Source organism: Rhodococcus sp. K11/5, assembly GCF_055193735.1.
Genome location: NZ_CM143721.1, coordinates 3,060,999 through 3,083,245 on the forward strand (window position 1 = coordinate 3,060,999; position 22,247 = coordinate 3,083,245).

18 protein-coding genes and 1 pseudogene are annotated in these 22,247 nt (G+C 69.3%); 8 read left to right on the forward strand and 11 right to left on the reverse strand.

Annotated features, from left to right (window positions below):
* Window positions 1–67: 67 nt before the first annotated feature.
* The 4 genes from ACY466_RS14440 to ACY466_RS14455 form a co-directional block, all read right to left on the reverse strand.
* Window positions 68–754, reverse strand: coding sequence for a GntR family transcriptional regulator (locus ACY466_RS14440; protein ID WP_463246037.1), 687 nt, complete (start codon window positions 752–754; stop codon window positions 68–70).
* Window positions 751–2,262 carry an NAD-dependent succinate-semialdehyde dehydrogenase gene (locus ACY466_RS14445; protein WP_463246038.1) on the reverse strand — a complete coding sequence of 504 codons (1,512 nt, stop codon included), beginning with the start codon at window positions 2,260–2,262 and terminating at the stop codon, window positions 751–753. Before ACY466_RS14445 ends, ACY466_RS14440 begins: the two co-directional genes overlap by 4 nt.
* Window positions 2,259–5,123, reverse strand: coding sequence for an FAD-binding and (Fe-S)-binding domain-containing protein (locus ACY466_RS14450; RefSeq protein ID WP_463252304.1), 2,865 nt, complete (start codon window positions 5,121–5,123; stop codon window positions 2,259–2,261). The genes ACY466_RS14445 and ACY466_RS14450 overlap by 4 nt, the downstream gene beginning before the upstream one ends.
* Window positions 5,124–5,233: 110 nt before the next feature.
* Complete coding sequence (locus ACY466_RS14455; RefSeq protein ID WP_463252305.1) at window positions 5,234–6,532, reverse strand: aspartate aminotransferase family protein; 1,299 nt, start codon at window positions 6,530–6,532, stop codon at window positions 5,234–5,236.
* Between the two features lie 117 nt (window positions 6,533–6,649).
* On the opposite strand from ACY466_RS14455, the gene ACY466_RS14460 reads away from it, so the two are divergent.
* Window positions 6,650–7,522 carry a ribokinase gene (locus tag ACY466_RS14460; protein WP_463246039.1) on the forward strand — a complete coding sequence of 291 codons (873 nt, stop codon included), beginning with the start codon at window positions 6,650–6,652 and terminating at the stop codon, window positions 7,520–7,522.
* Complete coding sequence (locus ACY466_RS14465; RefSeq protein ID WP_463246040.1) at window positions 7,519–9,612, forward strand: RecQ family ATP-dependent DNA helicase; 2,094 nt, start codon at window positions 7,519–7,521, stop codon at window positions 9,610–9,612. The genes ACY466_RS14460 and ACY466_RS14465 overlap by 4 nt, the downstream gene beginning before the upstream one ends.
* Before the next feature lie 18 nt (window positions 9,613–9,630).
* On the opposite strand, the gene ACY466_RS14470 is transcribed toward ACY466_RS14465, so the two are convergent.
* Window positions 9,631–10,020 (reverse strand): VOC family protein, encoded by a 390-nt coding sequence (locus ACY466_RS14470; RefSeq protein WP_463246041.1) that lies wholly within the window; start codon window positions 10,018–10,020, stop codon window positions 9,631–9,633.
* A 79-nt stretch (window positions 10,021–10,099) separates the two neighbouring features.
* Here ACY466_RS14470 and ACY466_RS14475 point away from each other — a divergent pair, with 79 nt between their 5' ends.
* Window positions 10,100–11,866, forward strand: a complete 1,767-nt coding sequence (locus tag ACY466_RS14475; RefSeq protein WP_463246043.1) for an ABC transporter ATP-binding protein — start codon at window positions 10,100–10,102, stop codon at window positions 11,864–11,866.
* 42 nt (window positions 11,867–11,908) lie between these two features.
* Entirely contained in the window at window positions 11,909–12,895 is a 987-nt protein-coding gene (locus ACY466_RS14480; protein ID WP_463246044.1) for a 2-hydroxyacid dehydrogenase, read from the forward strand.
* Between the two features lie 16 nt (window positions 12,896–12,911).
* On the opposite strand, the gene ACY466_RS14485 is transcribed toward ACY466_RS14480, so the two are convergent.
* Together ACY466_RS14485 and ACY466_RS14490 are read right to left on the reverse strand one after the other, a co-directional pair.
* The gene (locus tag ACY466_RS14485) at window positions 12,912–13,592 is read right to left on the reverse strand and encodes an SDR family NAD(P)-dependent oxidoreductase (RefSeq protein ID WP_463246046.1); all 681 of its coding nucleotides are present in this window, start codon (window positions 13,590–13,592) and stop codon (window positions 12,912–12,914) included.
* Window positions 13,593–13,621: 29 nt separating this feature from the next.
* Window positions 13,622–15,187 carry a hypothetical protein gene (locus ACY466_RS14490; protein WP_463246047.1) on the reverse strand — a complete coding sequence of 522 codons (1,566 nt, stop codon included), beginning with the start codon at window positions 15,185–15,187 and terminating at the stop codon, window positions 13,622–13,624.
* 339 nt (window positions 15,188–15,526) lie between these two features.
* On the opposite strand from ACY466_RS14490, the pseudogene ectA reads away from it, so the two are divergent.
* The 4 genes and pseudogenes from ectA to ACY466_RS14510 form a co-directional block, all read left to right on the forward strand.
* Window positions 15,527–15,898 (forward strand): annotated as a pseudogene (gene ectA / locus ACY466_RS14495) (diaminobutyrate acetyltransferase); the annotation flags it as partial.
* Window positions 15,899–16,009: 111 nt separating this feature from the next.
* A complete protein-coding gene (gene ectB / locus ACY466_RS14500; protein WP_463252306.1) occupies window positions 16,010–17,272 on the forward strand; it encodes a diaminobutyrate--2-oxoglutarate transaminase in 1,263 nt (420 codons plus the stop codon).
* A gap of 77 nt (window positions 17,273–17,349) precedes the next feature.
* Window positions 17,350–17,748, forward strand: coding sequence for an ectoine synthase (locus ACY466_RS14505; RefSeq protein ID WP_463246049.1), 399 nt, complete (start codon window positions 17,350–17,352; stop codon window positions 17,746–17,748).
* Window positions 17,749–17,794: 46 nt separating this feature from the next.
* The gene (locus ACY466_RS14510; RefSeq protein WP_463246051.1) at window positions 17,795–18,685 is read left to right on the forward strand and encodes a Sir2 family NAD-dependent protein deacetylase; all 891 of its coding nucleotides are present in this window, start codon (window positions 17,795–17,797) and stop codon (window positions 18,683–18,685) included.
* Here ACY466_RS14510 and proB read toward each other — a convergent pair.
* The 4 genes from proB to rplU all read right to left on the reverse strand — a co-directional run bounded on the left by proB (window position 18,682) and on the right by rplU (window position 22,093).
* Window positions 18,682–19,809, reverse strand: coding sequence for a glutamate 5-kinase (gene proB, locus ACY466_RS14515; protein WP_463246052.1), 1,128 nt, complete (start codon window positions 19,807–19,809; stop codon window positions 18,682–18,684). The genes ACY466_RS14510 and proB overlap by 4 nt on opposite strands.
* Window positions 19,806–21,257: a GTPase ObgE gene (obgE, locus tag ACY466_RS14520; protein WP_463246054.1), complete on the reverse strand. Its 1,452-nt coding sequence runs from the start codon at window positions 21,255–21,257 to the stop codon at window positions 19,806–19,808. The genes proB and obgE overlap by 4 nt, the downstream gene beginning before the upstream one ends.
* A 182-nt stretch (window positions 21,258–21,439) precedes the next feature.
* Window positions 21,440–21,703 carry a 50S ribosomal protein L27 gene (rpmA, locus tag ACY466_RS14525; protein WP_463246055.1) on the reverse strand — a complete coding sequence of 88 codons (264 nt, stop codon included), beginning with the start codon at window positions 21,701–21,703 and terminating at the stop codon, window positions 21,440–21,442.
* A gap of 78 nt (window positions 21,704–21,781) precedes the next feature.
* Window positions 21,782–22,093, reverse strand: coding sequence for a 50S ribosomal protein L21 (gene rplU, locus ACY466_RS14530; protein ID WP_463246057.1), 312 nt, complete (start codon window positions 22,091–22,093; stop codon window positions 21,782–21,784).
* Window positions 22,094–22,247 lie beyond the last annotated feature (154 nt).

Below are 22,247 nucleotides of genomic sequence, written 5' to 3' on the forward strand. Positions count from 1 at the left end.
TGGATATCGAACTTCGGGGTGGTGGAACTTCGGGGTGGTCGAACTTCGGGAGGGGTGAGACGGGGATTCAGGTCCCCACTTCGAGGCCCTGCATCGATCCCGTCAGATCGTGGACGGCGGTGTCCATGTGTTCTCGCAGAGCAGGTTCCAGGCGCGCCCAGTCGCGGGCGGCCAACAGGTCGACCAGGAGTCGGTGTTCTTCGACCAGTGCATCGGGACGGTAGTACGCCGTCTCCAGGTTCGCCATGCAGATGCGCGCCTCGGCGGCGAGGGTGGCGTACATCCGGCTCATCCGACTGTTGCCCGTCGCCGCAACCAGTGTGGTGTGAAATGCGAGATCCCGCTCGGCGACCCGACGCCAGTCCCCCCGGTCGATGGGCGCCTGCATCGCGTCGACGAGCACGCCGAGCCGAGTCACCAACTGTTCCACCGCATCCCCCTGCAGCACGGTGAACGCGGCACCGATCTCGATCGCGGCCCGGGCCTGGTAGATCTCGGCGACGTCCTCGACGCCGAGCTCCACCACGAACACACCGCGATTGCGGTGCGAGACCAGCAGACCCTCCTGGCTCAGCCTCTGCAGTGCTTCGCGCACCGGTCCCCGCGAGATGGCCAGTTCGGCGGCCACCGCGGCCTCGTTGATCTGCTCGCCGGGCGCGTAGGAACCGTCGATGATCCTGTCGCGCAACTGATCCGCGATGACGATCGCAGTGTTCCGCGCGTCGATGGGGGTGAGTCTGCGTGATCCGGTCATCGCCGATCTCCCTCCCGACCGCGCCGACGCGGCACCGCGAAGTACTTGTACTCGAGGAATTCGTCGATACCCACCCGTCCGCCCTCGCGGCCGAGCCCGGACTGCTTGACCCCGCCGAACGGTGCGGCCGGGTTGGACACCAGCCCCGTGTTGAGACCCACCATCCCCACCTCGAGACGCTCGCCGAGATCGAACGCCCGGTCGACATCGCGGGTGAACACGTATCCGACCAGGCCCCACTGGGTGTCGTTCGCCCATTCGATCACCTCGTCCTCGGAATCGAACGTCGCGACGGCGGCGACGGGACCGAAGATCTCGGTGTGCATCATCTCGGCGTCGACGGGGACGTCGGTGAGCACGGTCGGCGGGTAGAAGTACCCCGGCCCGCTCGGCGCCTCGCCACCGGTGAGGACGCGAGCTCCGCGGCTGACCGCGTCGTCCACCAACCGCTGCACCTTGGCGCGGCCGTCGGCGTCGATCAGCGGGCCCACCTGGACACCGTCCTCGCTGCCGTCGCCCACCGTCAGGGACGCCATGCGCTCGGCCAGCCGGGTGGCGAAGTCGTCGGCGACACTGCGATGCACGAACATCCGGTTCGCCGCGGTGCACGCCTCGCCCATGTTGCGCATCTTCGCGACCATCGCACCGTCGACGGCCACGTCCAGATCGGCGTCGGCGCACACCACGAGCGGCGCGTTCCCGCCCAGTTCCATCGACGTCCGCATGACCGTCGACGCGGCCTGCGTCAACAGGAGCTTGCCGACCTCGGTGGAGCCGGTGAAACTGAGTTTGCGGGTGATCTCGCTGCGCATCCACGGCTCGACCACGCCGGCGGCGTCGGACGTGGGCACCACCGAGAGCACCCCGTCGGGAAGTCCTGCGTCGGTGAAGATCTGGGCGAGGGCCAGCGAGGTCAGTGGAGTCTGCTCGGCCGGCTTGAACAGTATCGTGCAGCCCGCGGCCACGGCGGGCCCGATCTTGCGAGCGCCCATGGCCAACGGGAAGTTCCACGGGGTGATCAGCACGCACGGGCCGACCGGAGCACGCGTGACGACGATGCGGTTCGTGCCGTCTCCGGTGGTGGTGTGGTCGCCCGAGATGCGCACGGCCTCCTCGGAGAACCACCGCAGGAACTCGGCGGCGTAGGCCACCTCGCCGCGGGCCTCCGCGAGCGGCTTGCCCATCTCGGCGGTCATCAGAGCCGCCAACTCGTCCGTCCGGTCCATCACCATGTCGAAGGCGGCCCGGAGCACCACGCTGCGCTCGCGAGGGGATGTCGCCGCCCACGAGGCGGACGCCTGCTCCGCGGCCTCGAGGGCCGCCTCGGCGTCCTCCGGACCACCGTCCGCGACCCGGGCGAGAACCTCGCCCGTCGCGGGGTTCTCCACGACGAAGGTCTGTCCGCTCGCGGCGTCTCGCCACCGTCCGCCGATGTGGATCCCGGTCCGCAGTGCGGCGAACGGGTCCCCCTCGGTGCGGTCGACGGGGGTGTTCAGGGTGGTGGTCATCGAGTAGCCGATCCTTTCGTGCCGGGGTCGAGCAGCTGCGCGAGATGCGTTCCCTGCGTGGACTGCCCGTCCTGTTCGGTGAGGTGCCGCACCTGCATGTCGCAGCTGAAGCCGTCGGTCAGGACGGCCGCTCCCGGAGCTCTCTCCCGCAGAGCGGGGAGCAGCGCCTGGTCGGCCACCGCGACGGAGACGTCGTAGTGATCGCGTTCGAAACCGAAGTTGCCGGCGACACCACAACATCCGGTGGCTTCGCGCACGGTGTCGACGCCGACCGCAGCGAGCGCGCGGCGTTGCGTGCTCGCTCCGAACACGGAGTACTCGTGGCAGTGTGTCTGCACGGTCACCTCGTCGGGCAGCGCCGCACTCGGGGTCCACCCGTCGGCCGCCGCCGCACTCACCCACTGGGCGAAGGAGCGGATGCGGGCCGAGACGCGGCGGGCCGCGTCGGAGTCGACGAGTTCGGGGAGATCCTTCGCCAGCGCCGCGGCGCAGCTCGGTTCGAGGACCACGATGTCGCGATCGGTACCGTCGTCGAGTGCGATCGCGGCTCTGGTCAACATCTTTCGGGCCGTGGCCAACTGACCGGTGGAGATCCACGTCAGTCCGCAACAGACGTCGGTGCGCACCTGCGGAGTCAGACCGGCGTCGCGTACGACGCGCAGAGCCGCACCCGCGACCTCGGGTCGGAAACCCTTGGTGAAGCTGTCGACGAAGATCACCACGTCACCGGACACGCCCGTCTCGGCCGCCGTCTCTCGACGCAGGTCGCGGCGAGAGGCGAACGCCGGCATGGCGCGTTTGCTCGTCAGACCGCCCATCCGCGCGACAACCGGGGCGAGCGGGGACGCGAGCACGGCGTTGACCACGGGCGCCATCCGCGTCGTGACCGTCAACCACCGCGGCAGCCACCCCAGCGAGTAGTGCGCGATCGGGCGGCGTCGACCCCGATAGTGGTGATCGAGGAATTCCGACTTGTACGTCGACATGTCCACGCCCGTCGGGCAATCCGTGGAGCACGCCTTGCACGACAGGCACAGGTCCAACGCGTCGAGCACTTCTTCCGATCGCCATCCGGCGCGCTCGGATTCCGCCGTGCGGAACATGTCCTGCAGTACCCGGGCGCGGCCGCGGGTGGAGTCCTTCTCGTCGTGGGTCGCCCGGTAGCTCGGACACATGACGCCGCCGGAGTCCGATCGGCACCGGCCGACTCCGATGCAACGCTGCGCGGCCTGCACGAGTGGGGCGGGCCGATCCGGTCCGGTCTCCTCGTGCAACGCGAACGTCGTGCGCCAGGGGCGCGGGGTGATGCCGGCCAGGGCGAGGTTGGCCATCATCGGATCCGGGTCCGTGATCGATCCGGGGTTGAGCAAGCCCTCCGGGTCGAAGGCGGCCTTGAACCGCGCGAAGGTGGCGAGGATCTCGGCGCTGTACATGATGGGCAGCAGTTCCGAGCGGGCTCGCCCGTCTCCGTGTTCGCCGGACAGACTGCCGCCGTGCCGCACCACCAACTCGGCTGCGGCACGCAGGAAGTCCGCCATGACGGCCCGGCCCGCGGCGGTGCGCTGTTCGAACGTGATCCGCACGTGCATGCAGCCGGCCCCGAAGTGGCCGTACATCACTCCGCGTAGACCGAAGTGCGACAACAGCTCTCGGAAGTCGGCCAGGTACGCAGCGAGATTCTCCGGGGCGACGGCCGAATCCTCCCACCCCGGCCAGGACGCACCGGTGCTCAGCCTCGAGCTCAGTCCGGCGCCGTCCTCGCGGACCTTCCACAGCTGGGCACGCTCGTCGAGATCGGTGACCACGCGCCCCTCGCGCATGCGCCCCGACCCGCGGAGCCGTTCGAGCAGTTCGTCGGCGCGCGATCGCACCGCCTCGGTGCTGTCGCCGTCGAGATCGACGTAGAGCCATGCCTGCCCCTCGGGCAGCGCGGTCACGGAATCCGCCCCGCGCCGAAGCCGCATGGTCTCCACGATGGCGGCGTCGATACCTTCCACGGCGGCGGGGTCGTACTGCAGGATCGTCATGACGTCCTCGGCGGCCGCCACCACGTCGTCGTATCCGAGCACCACCAGCAACGCCGAGGGCGGCGTGTCCACCAGAGCGACGGTGGCACCGACGATCACCACGCAGGTGCCCTCGCTGCCCACCAGCGCCTTGGCCACGTCGAACCCGTTCTCGGGCAACAGGTGCGAGAGATGGAACCCGGAGACCTGACGCGGGATGCGGCCGAGCTCGGTGCGGAACGCCGCGAGCGACTGCGACGTGAGTTCGCGCAGATCGGCCTCGAGGCGGCGCACGCGGTCGACGGCGTCCGCATCGGTCGGATCCGTCGCCTCGATGCCGGTGGCGGTGGCCGTGACCCGGGTACCGTCGGCGATCACCACGTCGAGTTCGAGGGTGTGGTCGGCCATCCGGCCGTATCGCACGGAGTGGTTGCCGCACGCGTCGTTGCCGATGCTTCCGCCGACGGTGGCACGGGACCTGCTCGACGGATCGGGGGCGAAGGTGAGATCGCCGCCGGTGACGTCCTCGGCGGCCGAGGCGAGAGCCGAGAGCACGACGCCCGGCTCGACGACGGCGCGGCGCCGCTCCCGGTCGATCTCCACGATGCGGTTCATCCACCGGGAGAAGTCGAGCACCACTCCGGGACCGATCGAGTTACCGCCCATCCCGGTTCCACCGCCGCGCGGGACGATCGGAAGGCCGGTGCGTCCGCACGCACGGACCACTGTCGAGACCTCCTGCGCGGACCGCGGGAACGCCACGGCGGCAGGGGGCACTCGATAGTTGGACGCGTCGTAGCTGTACTCGGCGAGGCGCCGCGGGCCGCATTCGGCGTCGATGCCCAGCGCGGTCAGTTCCTCGACGAGGTCCGCCGCTCCCGCGACGCCTGTCTTGCCCGACGACGCTGCCCTACCCGACGACGCTGCCGTGCCCGACCGCGCCGCCCTACCCGACGACACGGCTGTCACCGAGACAACGCCGATGCGCACGCCGCCGCGATGCGCTCGAGTCCGGAGGACACCTCGTCCTCGGTGACCACGAGAGCCGGAATGATGCGCACGACGTTGCCGAAGCCGCCGCAGGTCAGGACCAGGAGGTCCTCGTCGAGAGCGGCGCGCTGCAGAGCCGCCGCGGCCGCCGCGTCGGGTTCGCCGTTGCCGTCGACGAATTCGAAGGCGGCCATGAGGCCGAGCCCGCGAGTGTCACCGATCGCGTCGTGGGACGCCGCGATGGACGCCATCCCCTCGAGCAGCTGGATGCCGCGAACCCGTGCGTTCTCCACGAGTCCCTCGTCCTCGACCACCTGCAGGGTGGCGACCGCCGCGGCCGCCGCGACGGCATTGCCGCCGTACGTACCGCCCTGCGAGCCCGGCCAGGCCTTCGACATCAGTTCGGTGGATGCCGCGATGGCCGAGATGGGGAAACCACTGGCAAGCCCTTTGGCGGTGATCAGCACGTCGGGCACCGCGGCGCTGAACTGATGTCCCCAGAACTTTCCGGTACGACCCACGCCGGCCTGGACCTCGTCGACGATCAGCAGGATGCCGTGACGATCGGCGCGGGCCCGCAGGCCCTCGAGGAACGCCGGCGGCGTGGGGAGATACCCGCCGTCCCCGAGAACCGGTTCGATGAGGAATGCCGCGGTGTCGTCGACCGCGGACACGGTCTGCAGCAGGTAGTCGAGCTCACGGAGCGCGAAGGCGACGGCGGTGTCGGTGTCCCATCCGTAGCGGAACGCGTACGGGAACGGCGCGAAGTGGACGCCGCCCATGAGGGGTGAGAAGCCCGAGCGAAACTTGGTTCCGGCGCTCGTGAGCGACGCCGCGGCGACGGTGCGTCCGTGGAAGCCACCGTGGAACGCGACGATGTTGGGGCGCCCGGTGGCCATCCGCGCCAAGCGAATCGACGCTTCGACGGCCTCGGACCCGGAGTTCGCGTAGAACACGCTGTCGAGTCCCGCGGGCAGGACGGCGCCGAGCATGTCGGTCAGTTCGAGCAACGGTCGATGCATGATCGTCGTGTACTGCGCGTGGATGATCGATCCGATCTGCTCCCGCGCGGCCGCCACCACCCGCGGGTGGCAGTGCCCGGTGCTCGTGACGCCGATCCCGGTGGTGAAATCGAGGTAGCGGCGGCCGTCGGTACCGGTGATCCAACTTCCGGCCGCGTGGTCGACGACGATCGGCGTCGCCTGCTTCAGGACGGGGCTCAGGGTGGCACCCGGCGAGCCAGCGGTGGGTCGGTCGTCGGTGGCGGGGGGCATCGAGACTGCGGTCATGCGCCCACTGTCGAGCATGACGTGTCGATTGTCAACAATCTGCAATCGACAATCGCGTTCGCGACCCCGGACGGTGTCCGAGCCAGCCGTTAGGGTTCTCCCATGCCCGCTCCCCGCATCACCGTCGTCGGCAGCATCAACATCGACCTCACAGCGCGAACGCCGTCGCTGCCCGCGCCGGGCGAGACGGTTCTCGGCACCACGTTCGCCGCCGTTCCCGGTGGCAAGGGGGCCAACCAGGCCATCGCCGCCGCGCACGCCGGTGGCTCCGTGACGTTCGTCGGCGCCGTCGGACGCGACACCTTCGCGCCGGATCTGCGCGCCGCCCTCGTCGCTGCGGACGTCGACACCGACCGGCTCCGGGAGGTCGACGGCCCCAGCGGTGTGGCACTGATCACCGTCGACGAGGCCGGCGAGAATTCCATCGTGGTGGTCGCCGGGGCCAACGCGACGCTCACCGAGCCGACCGACGCCGACATCGCCGTGCTCGACCGGACGGACGTCCTGCTCTGCCAGCTCGAGATCCCGCTCGACATGGTGATCTCCTCGGCACGCCGCGTCCACGGCCGCGGCGGACTGGTCGTCCTCAACCCGTCGCCGGTACGCGCTCTGCCGCCCGAATTGCTCGAGTCGGTCGACGTGCTGGTGGTCAACGACGCCGAGCACCGCCACCTCGGCCACACCGTCACCGATCGCATCGCGCACGTGGTGACCACCCTGGGCCCCGACGGCGCCGAGTACCGCGGCCCCGACGGCGCGACCATCACCACGGCTGCTCCGCGGGTCGAGGCGGTGGACACCACCGGCGCGGGAGACGCGTTCACCGGGGCACTCGCCGTCGCGTGGGCCGACGGGCCGCACGCCGCGATCCTTCGAGCCTGCGCGGCGGGCGCACTGGCGACCACCCGCGCGGGTGCGGGCTCCTCCGCACCCGCCGCCGCGGAGATCGATCGACTCCTCGGCACCCACGTATGAGCGTCGACATCCGGGACCGCGCGCAGAGCCTGCTCACCGATCTGGCCGGCCCCGACGCCGTCCTGCGCGAGGACCAGTGGACGGCCATCGAGACGCTCGTCGTGCACCACCGCCGCGCCCTGGTGGTCCAACGCACCGGGTGGGGCAAATCGGCCGTCTACTTCATCGCCGCGCGATTGCTGCGCGAACAGGGCCTCGGCCCCACCGTCATCGTCTCGCCTCTGCTCGCCCTCATGCGCAACCAGGTCGCCGCCGCCGAGCGAGCGGGAGTCACGGCGGCAACCATCAACTCCGGCAACGTCACCGAGTGGGACGAGGTGCACGCACGAGTCGCCGCCGGGGACCTCGACGTGCTCCTGGTGAGCCCCGAAAGGCTGAACAACCCCGATTTCCGCGACCAGGTGCTGCCGTCCCTGTCCGCGAACGCCGGTCTGGTCGTGGTCGACGAGGCACACTGTGTCTCGGACTGGGGTCACGACTTCCGCCCCGACTACCGTCGTATCCGCTCACTGGTGGCCGAGCTGCGCGACGGGATCCCCGTGCTCGCGACCACGGCCACGGCCAACGACCGCGTGGTGGCGGACGTCGCCGCCCAGCTCGGCGTGGGCGGCGCGGACACCACCGTCCTGCGCGGAGGCCTCGGCCGCGAGTCGCTGCACCTGTCCGTCGTCACCATCACCGACCCCACGGCGCGGCTCGCGTGGCTCGCGCACCACCTCGAGACCCTCCCCGGTTCCGGGATCATCTACACCCTCACCGTGTCGGCGGCCGCCGATCTCGCCGAACTGCTCTCCGACCGCGGCTTCACGGTCGCCGCCTACACCGGCCAGACCGATCCCACCGAACGCGAAGCGGCGGAACAGGATCTGCTGAACAACCGGGTCAAGGCCCTCGTCGCCACCTCCGCACTGGGGATGGGATTCGACAAGCCGGATCTGGGGTTCGTGGTCCACGTCGGCGCGCCCTCCTCGCCCATCTCGTACTACCAACAAGTGGGCCGCGCCGGCCGCGCCACCGAGCGCGCCGATGTGGTCCTGCTGCCCGGCACCGAGGATCGCCAGATCTGGAGTTACTTCGCGTCGGTGGCCTTCCCGCGCGAGCACGTGGTGCGCCGCGTGCTCGAGGTCCTCGACACCGAACGCCCGCAGTCCACGCAGGCGATCGAACCGCTCCTCGAGCTCGGCCGTACCCGGCTCGAGATGGTGTTGAAGGTGCTCGACGTCGACGGCGCCGTGCGGCGCGTCAAGGGCGGCTGGTTGGGCACCGGGGAGCCCTGGGAGTACGACCGCGACCGCTACGAGCGTCTCGACGACGCCCGACTGTCGGAACAGCGCGCGATGATCGACTACCAGTCCACCGACGAGTGCCGCATGGCCTTCCTGCGCCGGCAGCTCGACGATCCCAGCCTGTCCGGGGACGCCGACACGGACCGGTGCGGCCGATGCGACAACTGCACCGGTGAGCACCTGTCGACGGACGTCGACGAATCGTCCGTCGACGCCACCCGTCGCCGACTCGACCGCCCCGGTCTCACGTTGCCGTTCCGCAAGCAGTGGCCGACGGGGCTGAAGAAGGTCGGTGTCGAGCTGTCCGGAAAGATCACCGACGGCCCCGAGAGCGGCCGCGTGCTCGGCCGGCTGACCGATCCGGTCTGGGGCCCGAGGCTCCGCGCCCTGCTGGAGGGGGACGACGGGCCCGCACCCGACGCACTCGAGGCGGCCTGCATCAAGGTCCTCGCCGAATGGGACTGGTCGACCCGGCCCACGTCGGTGATGGTCATGGACAGCGACACCCGGTCCACTCTGCTCACCGACCTGGGTGAGCGGCTGGCCCGCGTCGGCAAGCTCACACCGCTGGGGATCCTGCATCGCCGCCCGGACGTTCCGCCCGTCTCGGGCGCCAACTCGGCGTTCCGGGTGGCGGGACTGGTCGAGGCCTTCGATCCTCCCGACCTCTCGGACGTCGACGGCCCGGTGCTGCTGCTCGACCTGCACACCGACACCGGGTGGACGTTGACCCTCGCCGCGCGCGCGCTGCGCCGCGCGGGCGCCGACGCCGTGCTCCCCTTCGCCCTGGCGACCCCGAAGTGATCGCGGCCGGGCCTGCGCTCACCCGCTGTGGTGGATGATCTGGATCAGGTTGCCGCAGGTGTCGTCGAACACCGCCGTCGTCACGGGGCCCAGCTCGGTGGGCTCCTGGACGAACCGCACGCCGAGATCCGCCAACCGGCGGTGCTCGGCGGGCACGTCGTCGACGGCGAAGGCGGCGGCCGGGATACCGTCGGCCACCAGCGCCGACGTGAACGGACGCACGGCCGGATGGCCCTTCGGTTCGAGCAGCAGCTCGGTGCCGTCCGGGTCCTCCGGGGAGATCACCGTGAGCCAGCGTTGATCGCCGACCGGGATGTCGTGCTTGGTCTCGAACCCGAGCGTCTCGGTGTAGAACCGGTGCGCCCTGTCCTGGTCGTCGACGAACACGCTCATGAGATTGATTCGCACGCCGGTCACCGTATCGGCCGACGTTCGCGAGCGCACACGACCCGCCCGTGAGCGTCCCGACCGCGGCTACTCTGGCTCGGTGACGACGCATCCCTCGGCCACCGCCACCGCACCGGCGTCGATCCCCAACCTCCGCCTGCTGTGGACCTTCGTCCGGCCGCATCGGACGGTGCTGTACGTCGGTCTCGGGCTCGGTCTGCTCGGCACCGCGTCGTCGCTCGCCACGCCCCTGGTGACGAAGCAGTTGCTCGACTCCTTCGGTGTTCCGGGGGCGACGAGAAACGCGATCGTTCTGCTCGTCGGCCTTCTCGTCGTGGGCATCGTCGTGGGGCTGGTGCAACGCATTCTGCTGGGGACGATGGCGGAGAACGTGGTGCTGGGCGCCCGTAAGTCGATGGTGGAACGCTTCTTCGGCGCCACCATCGGTTCGGTCACCGCGCGTCCCACGGGAGAGATGCTCACCCGCGTCACCTCGGACACGGTGTTGCTGCGGGAGGCGTCGTCCCGGGCCCTGGTGGAGATCGTCAACGGCAGCATCGCCATCGTCGGCGTGATCGTGCTCATGGCGACGCTCGACCTGCCCCTGTTGGCGACGGCCCTCGCCGGCATCACCCTGATCGGCGTCGCCGCCGGCGTCCTGATGCCCCGAGTGGCACGAGCGCAGCGGGAGGCCCAGGCCGCGATGGGCCGACTCGGCGGCATCCTCGAGGGCGCTCTCCGGGCGGTACGCACCGTCAAGGCCAGCCGCGCCGAGGAGCGGTCCGGCGAGCGCATCGTCGACGAGGCCCGAGACTCCGCGGCCTTCGGCATCGCGGCGGTCAAGCTCGAAGCGTGGGCATTCACCATCACCGGCAGCGGAATCCAGCTCACGATCATCGCGGTCCTCGGCGTCGGGGCGTACCGGGTGAACGCGGGTGCGCTCGCGGTGTCCAGTCTCGTCGCCTTCCTCCTGTTCGCCTTCCAATTGGTCGGCCCCGTCGCTCAGCTCACGCTGTACGTGTCGCAACTCCAGCGAGGCATCGCGGCGGCCGCCCGGATCCGCGAGGTCCAGACCATGGAACTCGAGGTCTCCGACGTCCCCGCCGCGATCACCGCCCGGCCGGCCCGGACCGTGCCCGGCGCCCCGGCCCTGACGCTCACGGCCGTCACCGCCGGGTACGTCGGCGAGGCACCCGCGGTCCGCGGCATCGATCTGACCGTGGCGGCCGGTGGGCACACCGCCGTGGTCGGCCCGTCCGGCGCGGGCAAGACGACCCTCTTCTCCCTCGTGTTGCGGTTCCTCGAACCCCGATCGGGCACGCTGTCCCTGGCCGGCGTTCCGTACTCGGAGTTGTCGCACAGCGACATTCGACGTCGGATCGGCTACGTCGAGCAGGCGACGCCCACGCTGCCGGGCACCATCGCGGACAACCTCCGCCTCACGCACCCCGATGCCGCGGACCACGAACTGTGGGCCGCCCTCGACCGCGTGCGCATGGCCGACAAGGTCCGGTCGTTACCCGATGGTCTGGACACCGAGCTCCGCGACTCGGCCGTCTCCGGCGGAGAGCGTCAACGCATCGCGTTGGCACGAGCCATCGTCCGTCCTCCCGACATCCTGCTCCTCGACGAGGCGACCGCCCAGGTGGACGGACGGACCGAGGCCGCGATCCACGACGTGATCCGTGATCTCGCCCGGCACGGCGCCGTCGTCACGATCGCCCACCGCCTGTCCACGGTGATCGACGCCGACACCATCTACCTGCTCGAGGACGGTTCCGTACGCGCTCGCGGAACGCATCGCGAACTGCTCGACACCGACGATCTCTACCGCGAACTGGTCGCGGCACTGCGCATCGCGACCTGATCGACCGAACGCCGAAGACCCACCACGACCCGGGAGGACACCATGAGCCGCATCCTCGTCACGACCGAGATTCCGAGCCCCGGCATGGAGATCCTGTCCGCGGCGGGCGAGGTCGACCTGCGCGCCGTGTCGCACGACGAACTGGCGCAGGTGTGCGCCTCCGGAGACGTGGACGTGGTGGTGGCCCAACTCGGCGACCGGTTCGACGCGGACCTGCTGCGATCGGCGAAGCTGGTCGGCATCTCCAACTACGCCGTCGGGTTCGACAACATCGACGTCGACGTGGCGACGGAGTGCGGCATCACCGTCGCGAACACCCCCGGCGTCCTCACCGACGCCACCGCCGACATCGCGATGCTGCTCGTGCTGGCCACCGCACGCCGCGCCGTCGAGGCCGACGCATTGGTGCGGTCCGGCGGGTTCACCGGATGGGCACCGGAACTGCTGCTCGGACACGACGTGTCGAGCCGAACCCTGGGCCTCGCCGGGTTCGGTCGGATCGCCCGCGCCACCGCACGGCGAGCACTCGGATTCGGAATGACGGTGAAGTTCTGCCCTCGCCCACCCGACGACCGCCCCGTCACCGACGAGGAGCTGGGTGAGTTCGCGGGCCGCGTCGACCACGTGACCTGGCCGGAACTGGTGCGCGAGAGCGACTTTCTCTCCCTGCACGTACCGCTCTCCGAGAGCACCCGGCACCTCGTCGACGCCGATGTTCTTCGCGCGATGAAGCCGTCGGCCGTGCTGGTCAACACCGCCCGCGGCCCCGTGGTCGACGAGCAGGCCCTCGTCGTCGCCCTGCGCGACGGCGTGATCGCCGGCGCCGGTCTCGACGTCTACGAGTCGGAACCGGAGCTGGCTCCCGGCCTGGCCGGGCTCGCGAACACGGTGTTGCTCCCCCACGTGGGCAGCGCCACCGTCTCGGTGCGCTCGGAGATGGCACGTCTGTGCGCACTCAACGCCGCCGCGATGGCGCAGGGATCACCTCCCCCGCACCCCGTGAATCCCGACGCCTGGCGTCGAGCCTGACGGAGACCGCACGCGGTCAGACGCGGCGGTCGCCCGCCGCGGCCGCGGTCGCGAGCGCCGAAACCGCCTCCAGTGCGGCCCGGCACCCCGATTCGACGCCGTCCCACTTCGCCTCCAGCACGGCGCGCACCGCGTCGGCACTGTCGACGTCCCGCACCCGGACGCCGGTCCCGCGCAGCTGAACCGCGATCTCGGCGCTCAGCCGACCGACGGCTCCGAAGACCGCCATCAAGGCACCCGTCGGTGGGGCCGGTGCGTCGTCGTGGCACCACTCGGGAACGAGGATCACACCGGAGTGCTGGCAGACCATGTGCCGTGCTGCCGCGCGGGCGGTCACGAACTGGGATCGGACGGCCTCCGCCACGAGTCCCTCGACGTCGCAGGGGCGGAGATCGAGGACCGCGACGCCGGTCCGGACCCGGGGCAGCACGACGTTGATGGAGATGTCGACGCTCCCCGAACAGGCGGCGACGATGTCGACGTGTTCGTCGACATCGACCTCGTCGAGCACGTCGATGACCGCGGATTCGGCGTTGCCGTGCGCGGCGCGGATATCGGCGACGACGCGATCCATGCTCGCGGCCGTTCGCCCTGCGAGGTGGACGTGCGCCCCTTCGCGGGCGAACGCACGCGCGACGGCCCCACCCAGCGCACCTCCGCCGCCGTACACGATGGCATTGAGTCCGTCGAGAATCACCGCGCACCCTCCCTGCGGTCGGATTCCCCCTACCGTACGGAGACGGTGCTGTCGCCGTCCTCGGTTTCGCTGTCGAGTTCCCGACCGTCGTCGTCACCGACGCCGTCGACGCGGGCCGTATCGGACTCCTCGTTCGCCGGCTCCTCGTCGCCCTCGTTCGGTGGCTCCTCACCACTGCGATGAGCCGACAGAATCACGGCCCCGACACCGGCGGTCGCCAGCGCCGCGACGAAGGACACGAGCGCACTCACCCCGACCCCGTCGCTCGCCGCCGATCCGAGGGCGGACATCAGCTGTCCGAGCGGGGTGAAGGCCGACACCGCGGCACCCCCGTCGTCACCGAACGCCGGGCCGGCGAGACCGACCACCACCAGCTGCAGAAGTCCGAGCACGCCCAGGACCACGGCTGCGGCGGTCACTCCCAGGAGGACCCGGACGGCACGGGCCGCGCACACCACGGCGGCGGTCCAGGCCGCCACCAGCGCGGTCACGGTCATGAAGCCACCGAGCGACGCACCCGTGTCCGCGAAGGACAGCGCCACCACCATCGACGCCGCCGCGGCTACGGTGGCGATCACTGCCGCCCGCGCTCGCGGTACGACGAATCCCACCAAGGCGCCCGCAACCATGACGAAGACCGCCGCCAGGTACGGCCAGGGCGCCGCCGCGGCCCGCACGACGAACGTCGACGACGAGCCGGTCGGATCGGTCTCGACGCTCGCAGCCGCCGGCAGCGCGGACGACGCGCGGGTGACGTTGCCCTCGATACCGTCGAGGAAGGTGGTCATCGGTCCGGTGCCCTCGACCAGCCGCGTGGTCCCGTCCACCAACAGCACGCCGCCGTCGTCCAACTGGACGAGGCCCTCCCGGAGCTCGCCGGACCCGTCGGTCGCCCGGACCATGCCGTCGACGAATTCCGAGGACGGATCGTCGAGCTGGAAGGCCAGGGTCTGCGCACCGGTGCGGAGCTGTTCCAGTTCGTCCACGACGCCACTGTTCAGACCCTGGGTGCGGAGAAGGTCCAGGACCGTGCGGAGCTGATCGGCGGAAGCCGTCGCCACGGGATCGGTGGACGTCTCGAGCGATTCGAGCGTCTGCTGCACGATCAGTTCGATCTGCCCCTGCGCGGCGCCCAGCCCGGTCAGCGCCGTCACCACCCGGTCCACACCCCCGCTGACCTGTGACGACCCGTCGCCGAGCTGCCACAGCCCGCTGCGAAGTTGCGTCATCCCGTCCGCCAGCTCCGCCGATCCCTCGCGCGCCTGACCGAGACCGTCCTTCATCTGTCGAGCACCGTCGTCGAGTTCGAGCCCGCCCTCGGTCAATTCGGTGACCCCGGACCCGAGCACGGAGAACGGCAGCGTGGTCGCCGCGAGGGCCGACCGCGTGGTGGCGAGCGGGTCCGACGAGGTCTGCTCGGATGCCGGGGCCATCGTCACCGTCGACGGCTCGCCGCTCGGGGCCAGTCCGGCCCAGAACACACCGGCGGCGAGAGTCGGAACAACGATGGCCAGAGCCGCCGCGACGGGAGCACGGCGAACCGCACCCGTTCGTGACAGCCGTCCCGTCCACGGGGCACTGATCTTCGACTTCATAATGTTTCGGACACTAGTGTCGGCACGCGACCGAACGTGGGTGCCTCGCCGGGCGTACCCGCATCGAATATCCGCAGATCGAGCCGCTGACCGCCTCCGGCGCTCGCGAACCGGCCGAGGGTTGTCCGAATCGTCCGGTTATGTGACCAGCCTCACAAACCGGGTGCTTACTGGCGGTTAGCGGGGTTCTCGCGAGCCATTCTCTAAGCGCACCTGACTTTGTCGGAAGCGCTTGTTAGATTCGAACGCAATATGACGCCAGTGTTACAGAGAGCGACCCCGCCCGAGAATTCCGCCACCCACAGCTTTCGTGAGCCTCGCCCAGACGACGGCATCCGGATGTGGGAAATCGCCAGAGACTCGAAGGTCCTCGACGTCAATTCCAGTTACTCCTACATTCTGTGGGGTCGAGATTTCGCCGAGACCTCCGTGGTCGCCGTCGACCCGTCCGATCGCCCGGTCGGTTTCGTCACCGGCTACCTGCGTCCCACCGCGCCCGCCACGATCTTCGTGTGGCAGGTGGCCGTCGACGCGAGCGAGCGTGGAGCAGGATTGGCCCGCCGCATGCTCGTCGAACTCGTCGAGCGGCTCGCCGATCGCGGAGTGGACCGGCTCGAGACCACGATCAGCCCGGACAATCCCGCGTCGATCGCGCTGTTCACCTCGCTCGCGACCGCACGCGGCACTTCCATCGAGCGTCGGGATCTTTTCTCCGCGAGTCAATTCCCCGACAGCCACCAGCCCGAAGACCTCTACACCGTAGGACCGTTCGGTGACGACCGCGCCGCGACCACGGACCACGACAACCGAAGGAACAGCAGCATGGACACCACCACGGACACCGACGTCTTCACCCGCCGCGAGTCGCAGGTGCGCAGTTACAGCCTGCAGTGGCCCGCCGTCTTCGACACCGCTCAGGGGTCCTGGATCACCGACGAGAGCGGCCGCAAGTACCTCGACTTCTTCGCCGGCGCCGGTGCGCTGAACTACGGGCACAACAATCCGGTGCTGAAGCAGGCCCTCGTCGACTACATCATGCGTGACGGAATCACGCACGGACTCGACATGTCGACCGTGGCGAAACGCGAATTCCTCGAGACTTTCGAACAGAAGATTCTCGCGCCGCGCAATCTCGACTACAAGGTGCAATTCCCCGGACCGACGGGAACCAACACGGTCGAGGCCGCGCTCAAGCTTGCTCGGAAGGTCACCGGTCGTTCCTCGGTCATCAACTTCACCAATGCGTTCCACGGCATGACGCTCGGTGCACTGTCGGTCACCGGCAACTCCATGAAGCGCGCCGGAGCCGGCATCCCGCTGGTGCACGCCACGCCCATGCCGTTCGACAACTACTTCAACGGCGCGACCGATGACTTCCAGTGGATGGAGCGCGTGCTCGACGACTCCGGCAGCGGCATCAACCGACCCGCAGCCGTGATCGTGGAGACCATCCAGGGCGAGGGTGGCGTCAACGTTGCCCGTCCCGAGTGGTTGCGTGGGTTGGCCGAACTGCTGAAGCGCCGGGACATCCTGCTCATCGTCGACGACGTGCAGATGGGCTGCGGCCGCACCGGTCCGTTCTTCTCCTTCGAGGACGCGGGAATCGTGCCCGACATCGTGACCCTGTCCAAGTCCATCGGCGGTTACGGCATGCCCATGGCGTTGACGCTGTTCCGCCCCGAACTGGACGTCTGGGGACCGGGCGAGCACAACGGCACCTTCCGTGGCAACAACCCGGCGTTCGTCACGAGCAAGACCGCGATCGATCACTACTGGTCGGACGACTCGTTCGAGAAGGCCATCCTGGCGAAGGGCGAGCGCATCCGCGACTGCTTCATCGATCTCTCGGCTCGCTTCGAGGGCATCAGCACCCGCGGTCGCGGCATGGTCCAGGGTCTGGTCTTCGAGGACGCCGAGAAGGCATCGAAGGTGACGTCCATCGCGTACGACCGCGGCCTGCTCGCCGAGACGTCCGGCCCGAAGGACGAGGTGGTCAAGCTTCTCCCGCCGCTGACCATCACCGAGGAAGACCTCGACCACGGTCTCGGCATTCTGCGTGAGGCCACCGCGTCCGTCTGCAGCTGAGTCGATACGTCGTTCGGTCGCGCCGTCCGGCGTGACACCACGAGAACCCGCTTCACTATCAGAATCCAGGAGGCCCCATGATCGTCCGGACGACCCAGGAGATCACCGGAACCGAACGTGACATCGCGAGCGAGGACGGGAACTGGCGCTCCAAGCGCATCGTGCTCGGTGGCGACCGTGTGGGTTTCTCGTTCCACGAGACCACCATCGAGGCGGGAACGGTCAACAACTTCCACTACGCCAACCACATCGAGGCCGTCTGGCTCATCGAGGGTGAGGGCACGTTGACCGACCGCGAGACCGGCGAGAAGTACCCCCTCGGACCTGGTTCGATGTACCTGCTCAACGGACACGAGCGGCACACGGTCGAGACCACGACGCAGATGCGCATGTTGTGCGTGTTCAACCCGCCCGTGGTCGGCAACGAGCGTCACGACGAGAACGGGGTCTACCCGCTTATCGAAGTACCTTCCTGACCTGCACCGACCGACTCGACATCGCGCGGCGACCTATCCTGACACGGTGACCTTTTCTTCTCGGGCTACCGCGACGGAGACGGTTCGACCGCGCGATGTCGCGTCCGAGCGCCTCGCCGTCGCCGCTCTCACCGACGCGGTCCGTCGCGGTGGCGTTCTCGCTCTCACCGGCGCCGGAATGTCCACGGACTCCGGTATCCCGGACTACCGCGGCCCCGACTCCCCGCCGCGGAACCCGATGACCTTCCAGCAGTTCATCGGCGACGACGACTTCCGTCGGCACTACTGGGCCCGTAACCACATCGGTTGGCGCCACATGGACGCCACACGTCCCAACGCGGGACACCGTGCCCTGGCTCTGCTCGAACGACGCGGTCTCGTGAACGGCGTCATCACCCAGAACGTGGACATGCTCCACACCAAGGCCGGAAGCCGCACGGTCGTCGATCTGCACGGTGTCTACGGCCGTGTGCGGTGCCTGGAGTGCGACACCCTCGTCTCGCGCATCGCCCTCGCCGAACGACTGGACGCGGCGAATCCCGGCTTCGCCGAATCCGTGGTGGGTGCGGACGGCGTGGAGATCGCGCCCGACGCCGACGCCATCATCGAGAGCACCGCGCATTTCCGGATGGTCGGGTGCCATCGCTGTGGTGGCATCCTCAAGCCCGACATCGTCTACTTCGGCGAGAGCGTGCCCAAACCACGGGTACAACGGGCGTACGAGATGGTCGACGCGGCATCGACGTTGCTGGTGCTGGGTTCGTCCCTGACCGTGATGTCGGGGCTGCGCTTCGTGCGGCACGCGGCGAAGACCGACACACCCGTCTTCATCGTCAATCGGGGGCTCACCCGCGGTGACGAGTTCGCCGATCACACTCTGGCCGTCGGGTGTTCCGAGGTGCTGACCGACGTGATCGAGACCCTCGGGGTCCGCTAGACCGACACCAGATCGTCCGCGTGCACGACCGGCCTGCGTGCCTCGGGCGCGAGATCGGCGGTCGACTGTCCCAGCATCGCGGCCAGTTCCGTGGAGTCGTAGGCGACCACTCCCCGGGCGACGACGCTGCCGTGTTCGTCGTGCAGCGACACCACGTCACCCGCGTCGAAGGCGCCCGCGACGGACGTGATGCCCGCGGCGAGCAGGGACCGTCTTCGATCCACCACCGCCGCCACGGCCCCGGCGTCCAGGGTCAGCCCACCGTTGGTGTCGGCGGCATGACGCACCCAGAAGCGCCGCGCGGACAACCGATTCGGTCGTGCGGTGAACGTGGTGCCCACCGGACCACCCGACAGAGCCGTTCCCGCGTCCGATGCCGCGGCGAGCAGCACGGGCACGCCGGCATCGGCGGCGAGACGGGCCGCCGACAACTTGGAGGCCATTCCCCCGGTCCCCAGGGCTCCGCCGGAGCCCGCCACCACGCCGTCCAGGTCCTCCGGGCTCGCGACCTCGGGGACGAACCTGGCGGACGGGTCCTTGCGTGGATCGCCGTCGTACAGACCGTCGACGTCGGAGAGCAGGACCAACGCGTCGGCCCCGACGAGATGGGCTACGAGCGCGGCGAGCCGATCGTTGTCACCGAACCGAATCTCCGCGGTCGCCACCGTGTCGTTCTCGTTGACCACGGCCACGGCTCCGAGCGATCGCAGCCGATCGAGCGTGCGTTGGGCGTTACGATGGTTCGCCCGGCGCGCGATGTCCTCCGCCGTCAGCAACACCTGTCCGACGGTGCGGCCGTACCGGCCGAACGAGGTACCCCACGCGTGCGCCAACGCGAGCTGGCCGACGCTCGCCGCCGCTTGTTTGGTCGCCAGATCCTGCGGCCGACGTCGCAGGCCCAGCGGAGCCATGCCGGCGCCGATCGCGCCCGAGGACACCACCACCACGTCGGTCCCGCTGCGCATCCGCGCCTCGATGGCGTCGGCCAGGGCATCGAGTCGGGCGAGGTCGAGACCGTCCGCGAGGCTGGTGAGGGCGGACGATCCGATCTTGACGACGATGCTGCGGGCCGCCGCGATCTCGTCGCGGGTGCGAGAGGCGTCGGTGGGCTGCCCGACGGTCACAGTTCCTCGGGATCCAATCCCCGGCGGACCCGACGCGCGTGCTTGCGCTCGTCCGCACCGATGCGCTCGACCTGGTCGATACGCGAGTCGGTGCCACGGCCCGTCATCGTGACGTCCACACCCGCCGGCGTCTGCGGCTCCCACTCGAAACTGACGTCGCCGATGGTGACCGACGATCCGGGCTGAGCGCCCTGCTTGACCAGTTCCGCTTCGACGCCGAGTCGGGCCAGACGATCGGCGAGGTAGCCGACGGCCTCGTCGTTGTCGAACTGGGTCTGCTGCACCCAGCGCTCGGGGCGTTCGCCCCGAACGACGAAGCCACCCGGCTCGTCGGGATCGGCGACGACCGAGAAACCGGTCTTGTCCGTCGCCACGGGCCGGATGACCTGACGACGCGGCGCGGCCTTCGGGTGGTCGAGGCGATACTGCACCACCATCTCCGCCAGCGCGAACGTCAAGGGCCGCAGTCCTTCTCGGCTGACGGCCGAGATGGTGAACACGGGCCAGCCCCGCGCCTCGAAGTCGGTGCGCACCATGTCGGCGAGCTCCGCGGCTTCGGGGACGTCGATCTTGTTGAGCACGACGATGCGGGGCCGGTCCGCGAGGTCACCGAGGCTCGCGTCGCCGGACAACGCGGGCGTGTACGCGGCCAGCTCCGCTTCGAGCGCATCGACGTCGGAGACCGGATCGCGACCCGGGTCGAGCGTGGCGCAGTCCACGACGTGCGCGAGAACGGCACAGCGCTCGAGGTGACGCAGGAAGTCCAGACCCAGACCCTTGCCCTGACTGGCGCCGGGGATCAGGCCGGGAACGTCGGCGACGGTGAACGTGGTCTCCCCGCTCGACACGACGCCCAGGTTCGGGACCAGGGTGGTGAACGGGTAGTCGGCGATCTTGGGCTTCGCGGCGGAGAGGACCGAGACCAACGACGATTTGCCGGCGCTCGGGAATCCGACGAGACCGACGTCGGCGACCGACTTGAGCTCGAGGACGAGGTCACGCTCGACACCGGCTTCTCCGAGGAGGGCGAATCCGGGGGCCTTGCGAGCCCGTGACGCCAGGGCCGCGTTGCCCAGTCCGCCTCGTCCGCCGAGGGCGGCTTCGAAGGTGGTGCCCTCGCCGACGAGGTCCGCGAGGATGCGTCCCTTGTCGTCGAGGACGACGGTCCCGTCGGGAACCTTGAGGATCAGGTCGCTACCGATCGCCCCGTCACGGTTGCTGCCCGCACCCTGAGTTCCGTTGCCACCCTTGGCGTTGGGGTGGAAGTGGAAGTCGAGAAGCGTGTGGACGCCGGGGTCGACGACCAGCAGGACGTTGCCGCCCCGACCGCCGTTACCACCGTCCGGGCCACCGAGGGGCTTGAACTTCTCGCGGTGGACCGACGAGCATCCGTTGCCGCCCTTGCCCGCGCTGACGTGCAGTGTGACGCGGTCTACGAAACGCGACATGGATGAGGGTCCTTCCGAAAGAACTTCGTGCCGACGGACTCCGCTGGGGAGAGCGTCGGGCTTCGGTGAAACGCCGACAGGGGCGGCGAGGAGGAGTCGAAACCCTCCGAGCCGCCCCTGCCGGGAACGCTTCGTCTACCCGAGCACCGGTGTGGACCGATGCTCGTCGTGCCGCAGGAGGATCAGACCTCTGCGGGGGCCGGAACGATGTTGACCGTCTTGCGACCACGCTTGGTGCCGAAGAGGACATCGCCCGCCGACAGGGCGAACAGCGTGTCGTCTCCGCCACGGCCGACGTTCACGCCGGGGTGGAAGTGGGTTCCGCGCTGACGCACGATGATCTCGCCTGCGCTGACGGTCTGTCCACCGAAGCGCTTGACGCCGAGGCGCTGTGAGTTCGAATCGCGACCGTTGCGTGAGCTGGACGCGCCCTTTTTGTGTGCCATGTGCTTACCCTCCCGGGGCTGAGCCGTTGATTACACGGCTGTGGGGTTGTTGCGCGGCAGGAAGTCCCGCCGTCGGACCTACTTGATGCCGGTGACCTTGAGGACGGTCAGCTTCTGCCGGTGGCCCTGACGCTTGTGGTAGCCGGTCTTGTTCTTGAACTTGTGGATGCGGATCTTCGGGCCCTTGGTGTGCTCGACGATCTCACCGGCGACGGAAACCTTCGCCAGCTTGTCCGCATCGGTGGTCAGATCGGCCCCGTCGACGACGAGAACAGGAGCAAGCGAGACAGCCGTTCCGGGCGCTCCCTCGATCTTCTCGACCTTGACGAGGTCACCTACTGCGACCTTGTACTGCTTTCCGCCGGTCTTGACGATCGCGTACGTTGCCATCGGAGGGCTACCCCTTGCTTCTTTCGAACGTGCTCGCATCCGGTGGGATGCGACTGGTCTGTGCTGTATCTCGAACTCGTGCTCGCATCCGGTGGGATGCGACTGGTCTGTGCTGTATCTCGAACTGCTGTAACTCGAGAGTCTGTATCTCGAG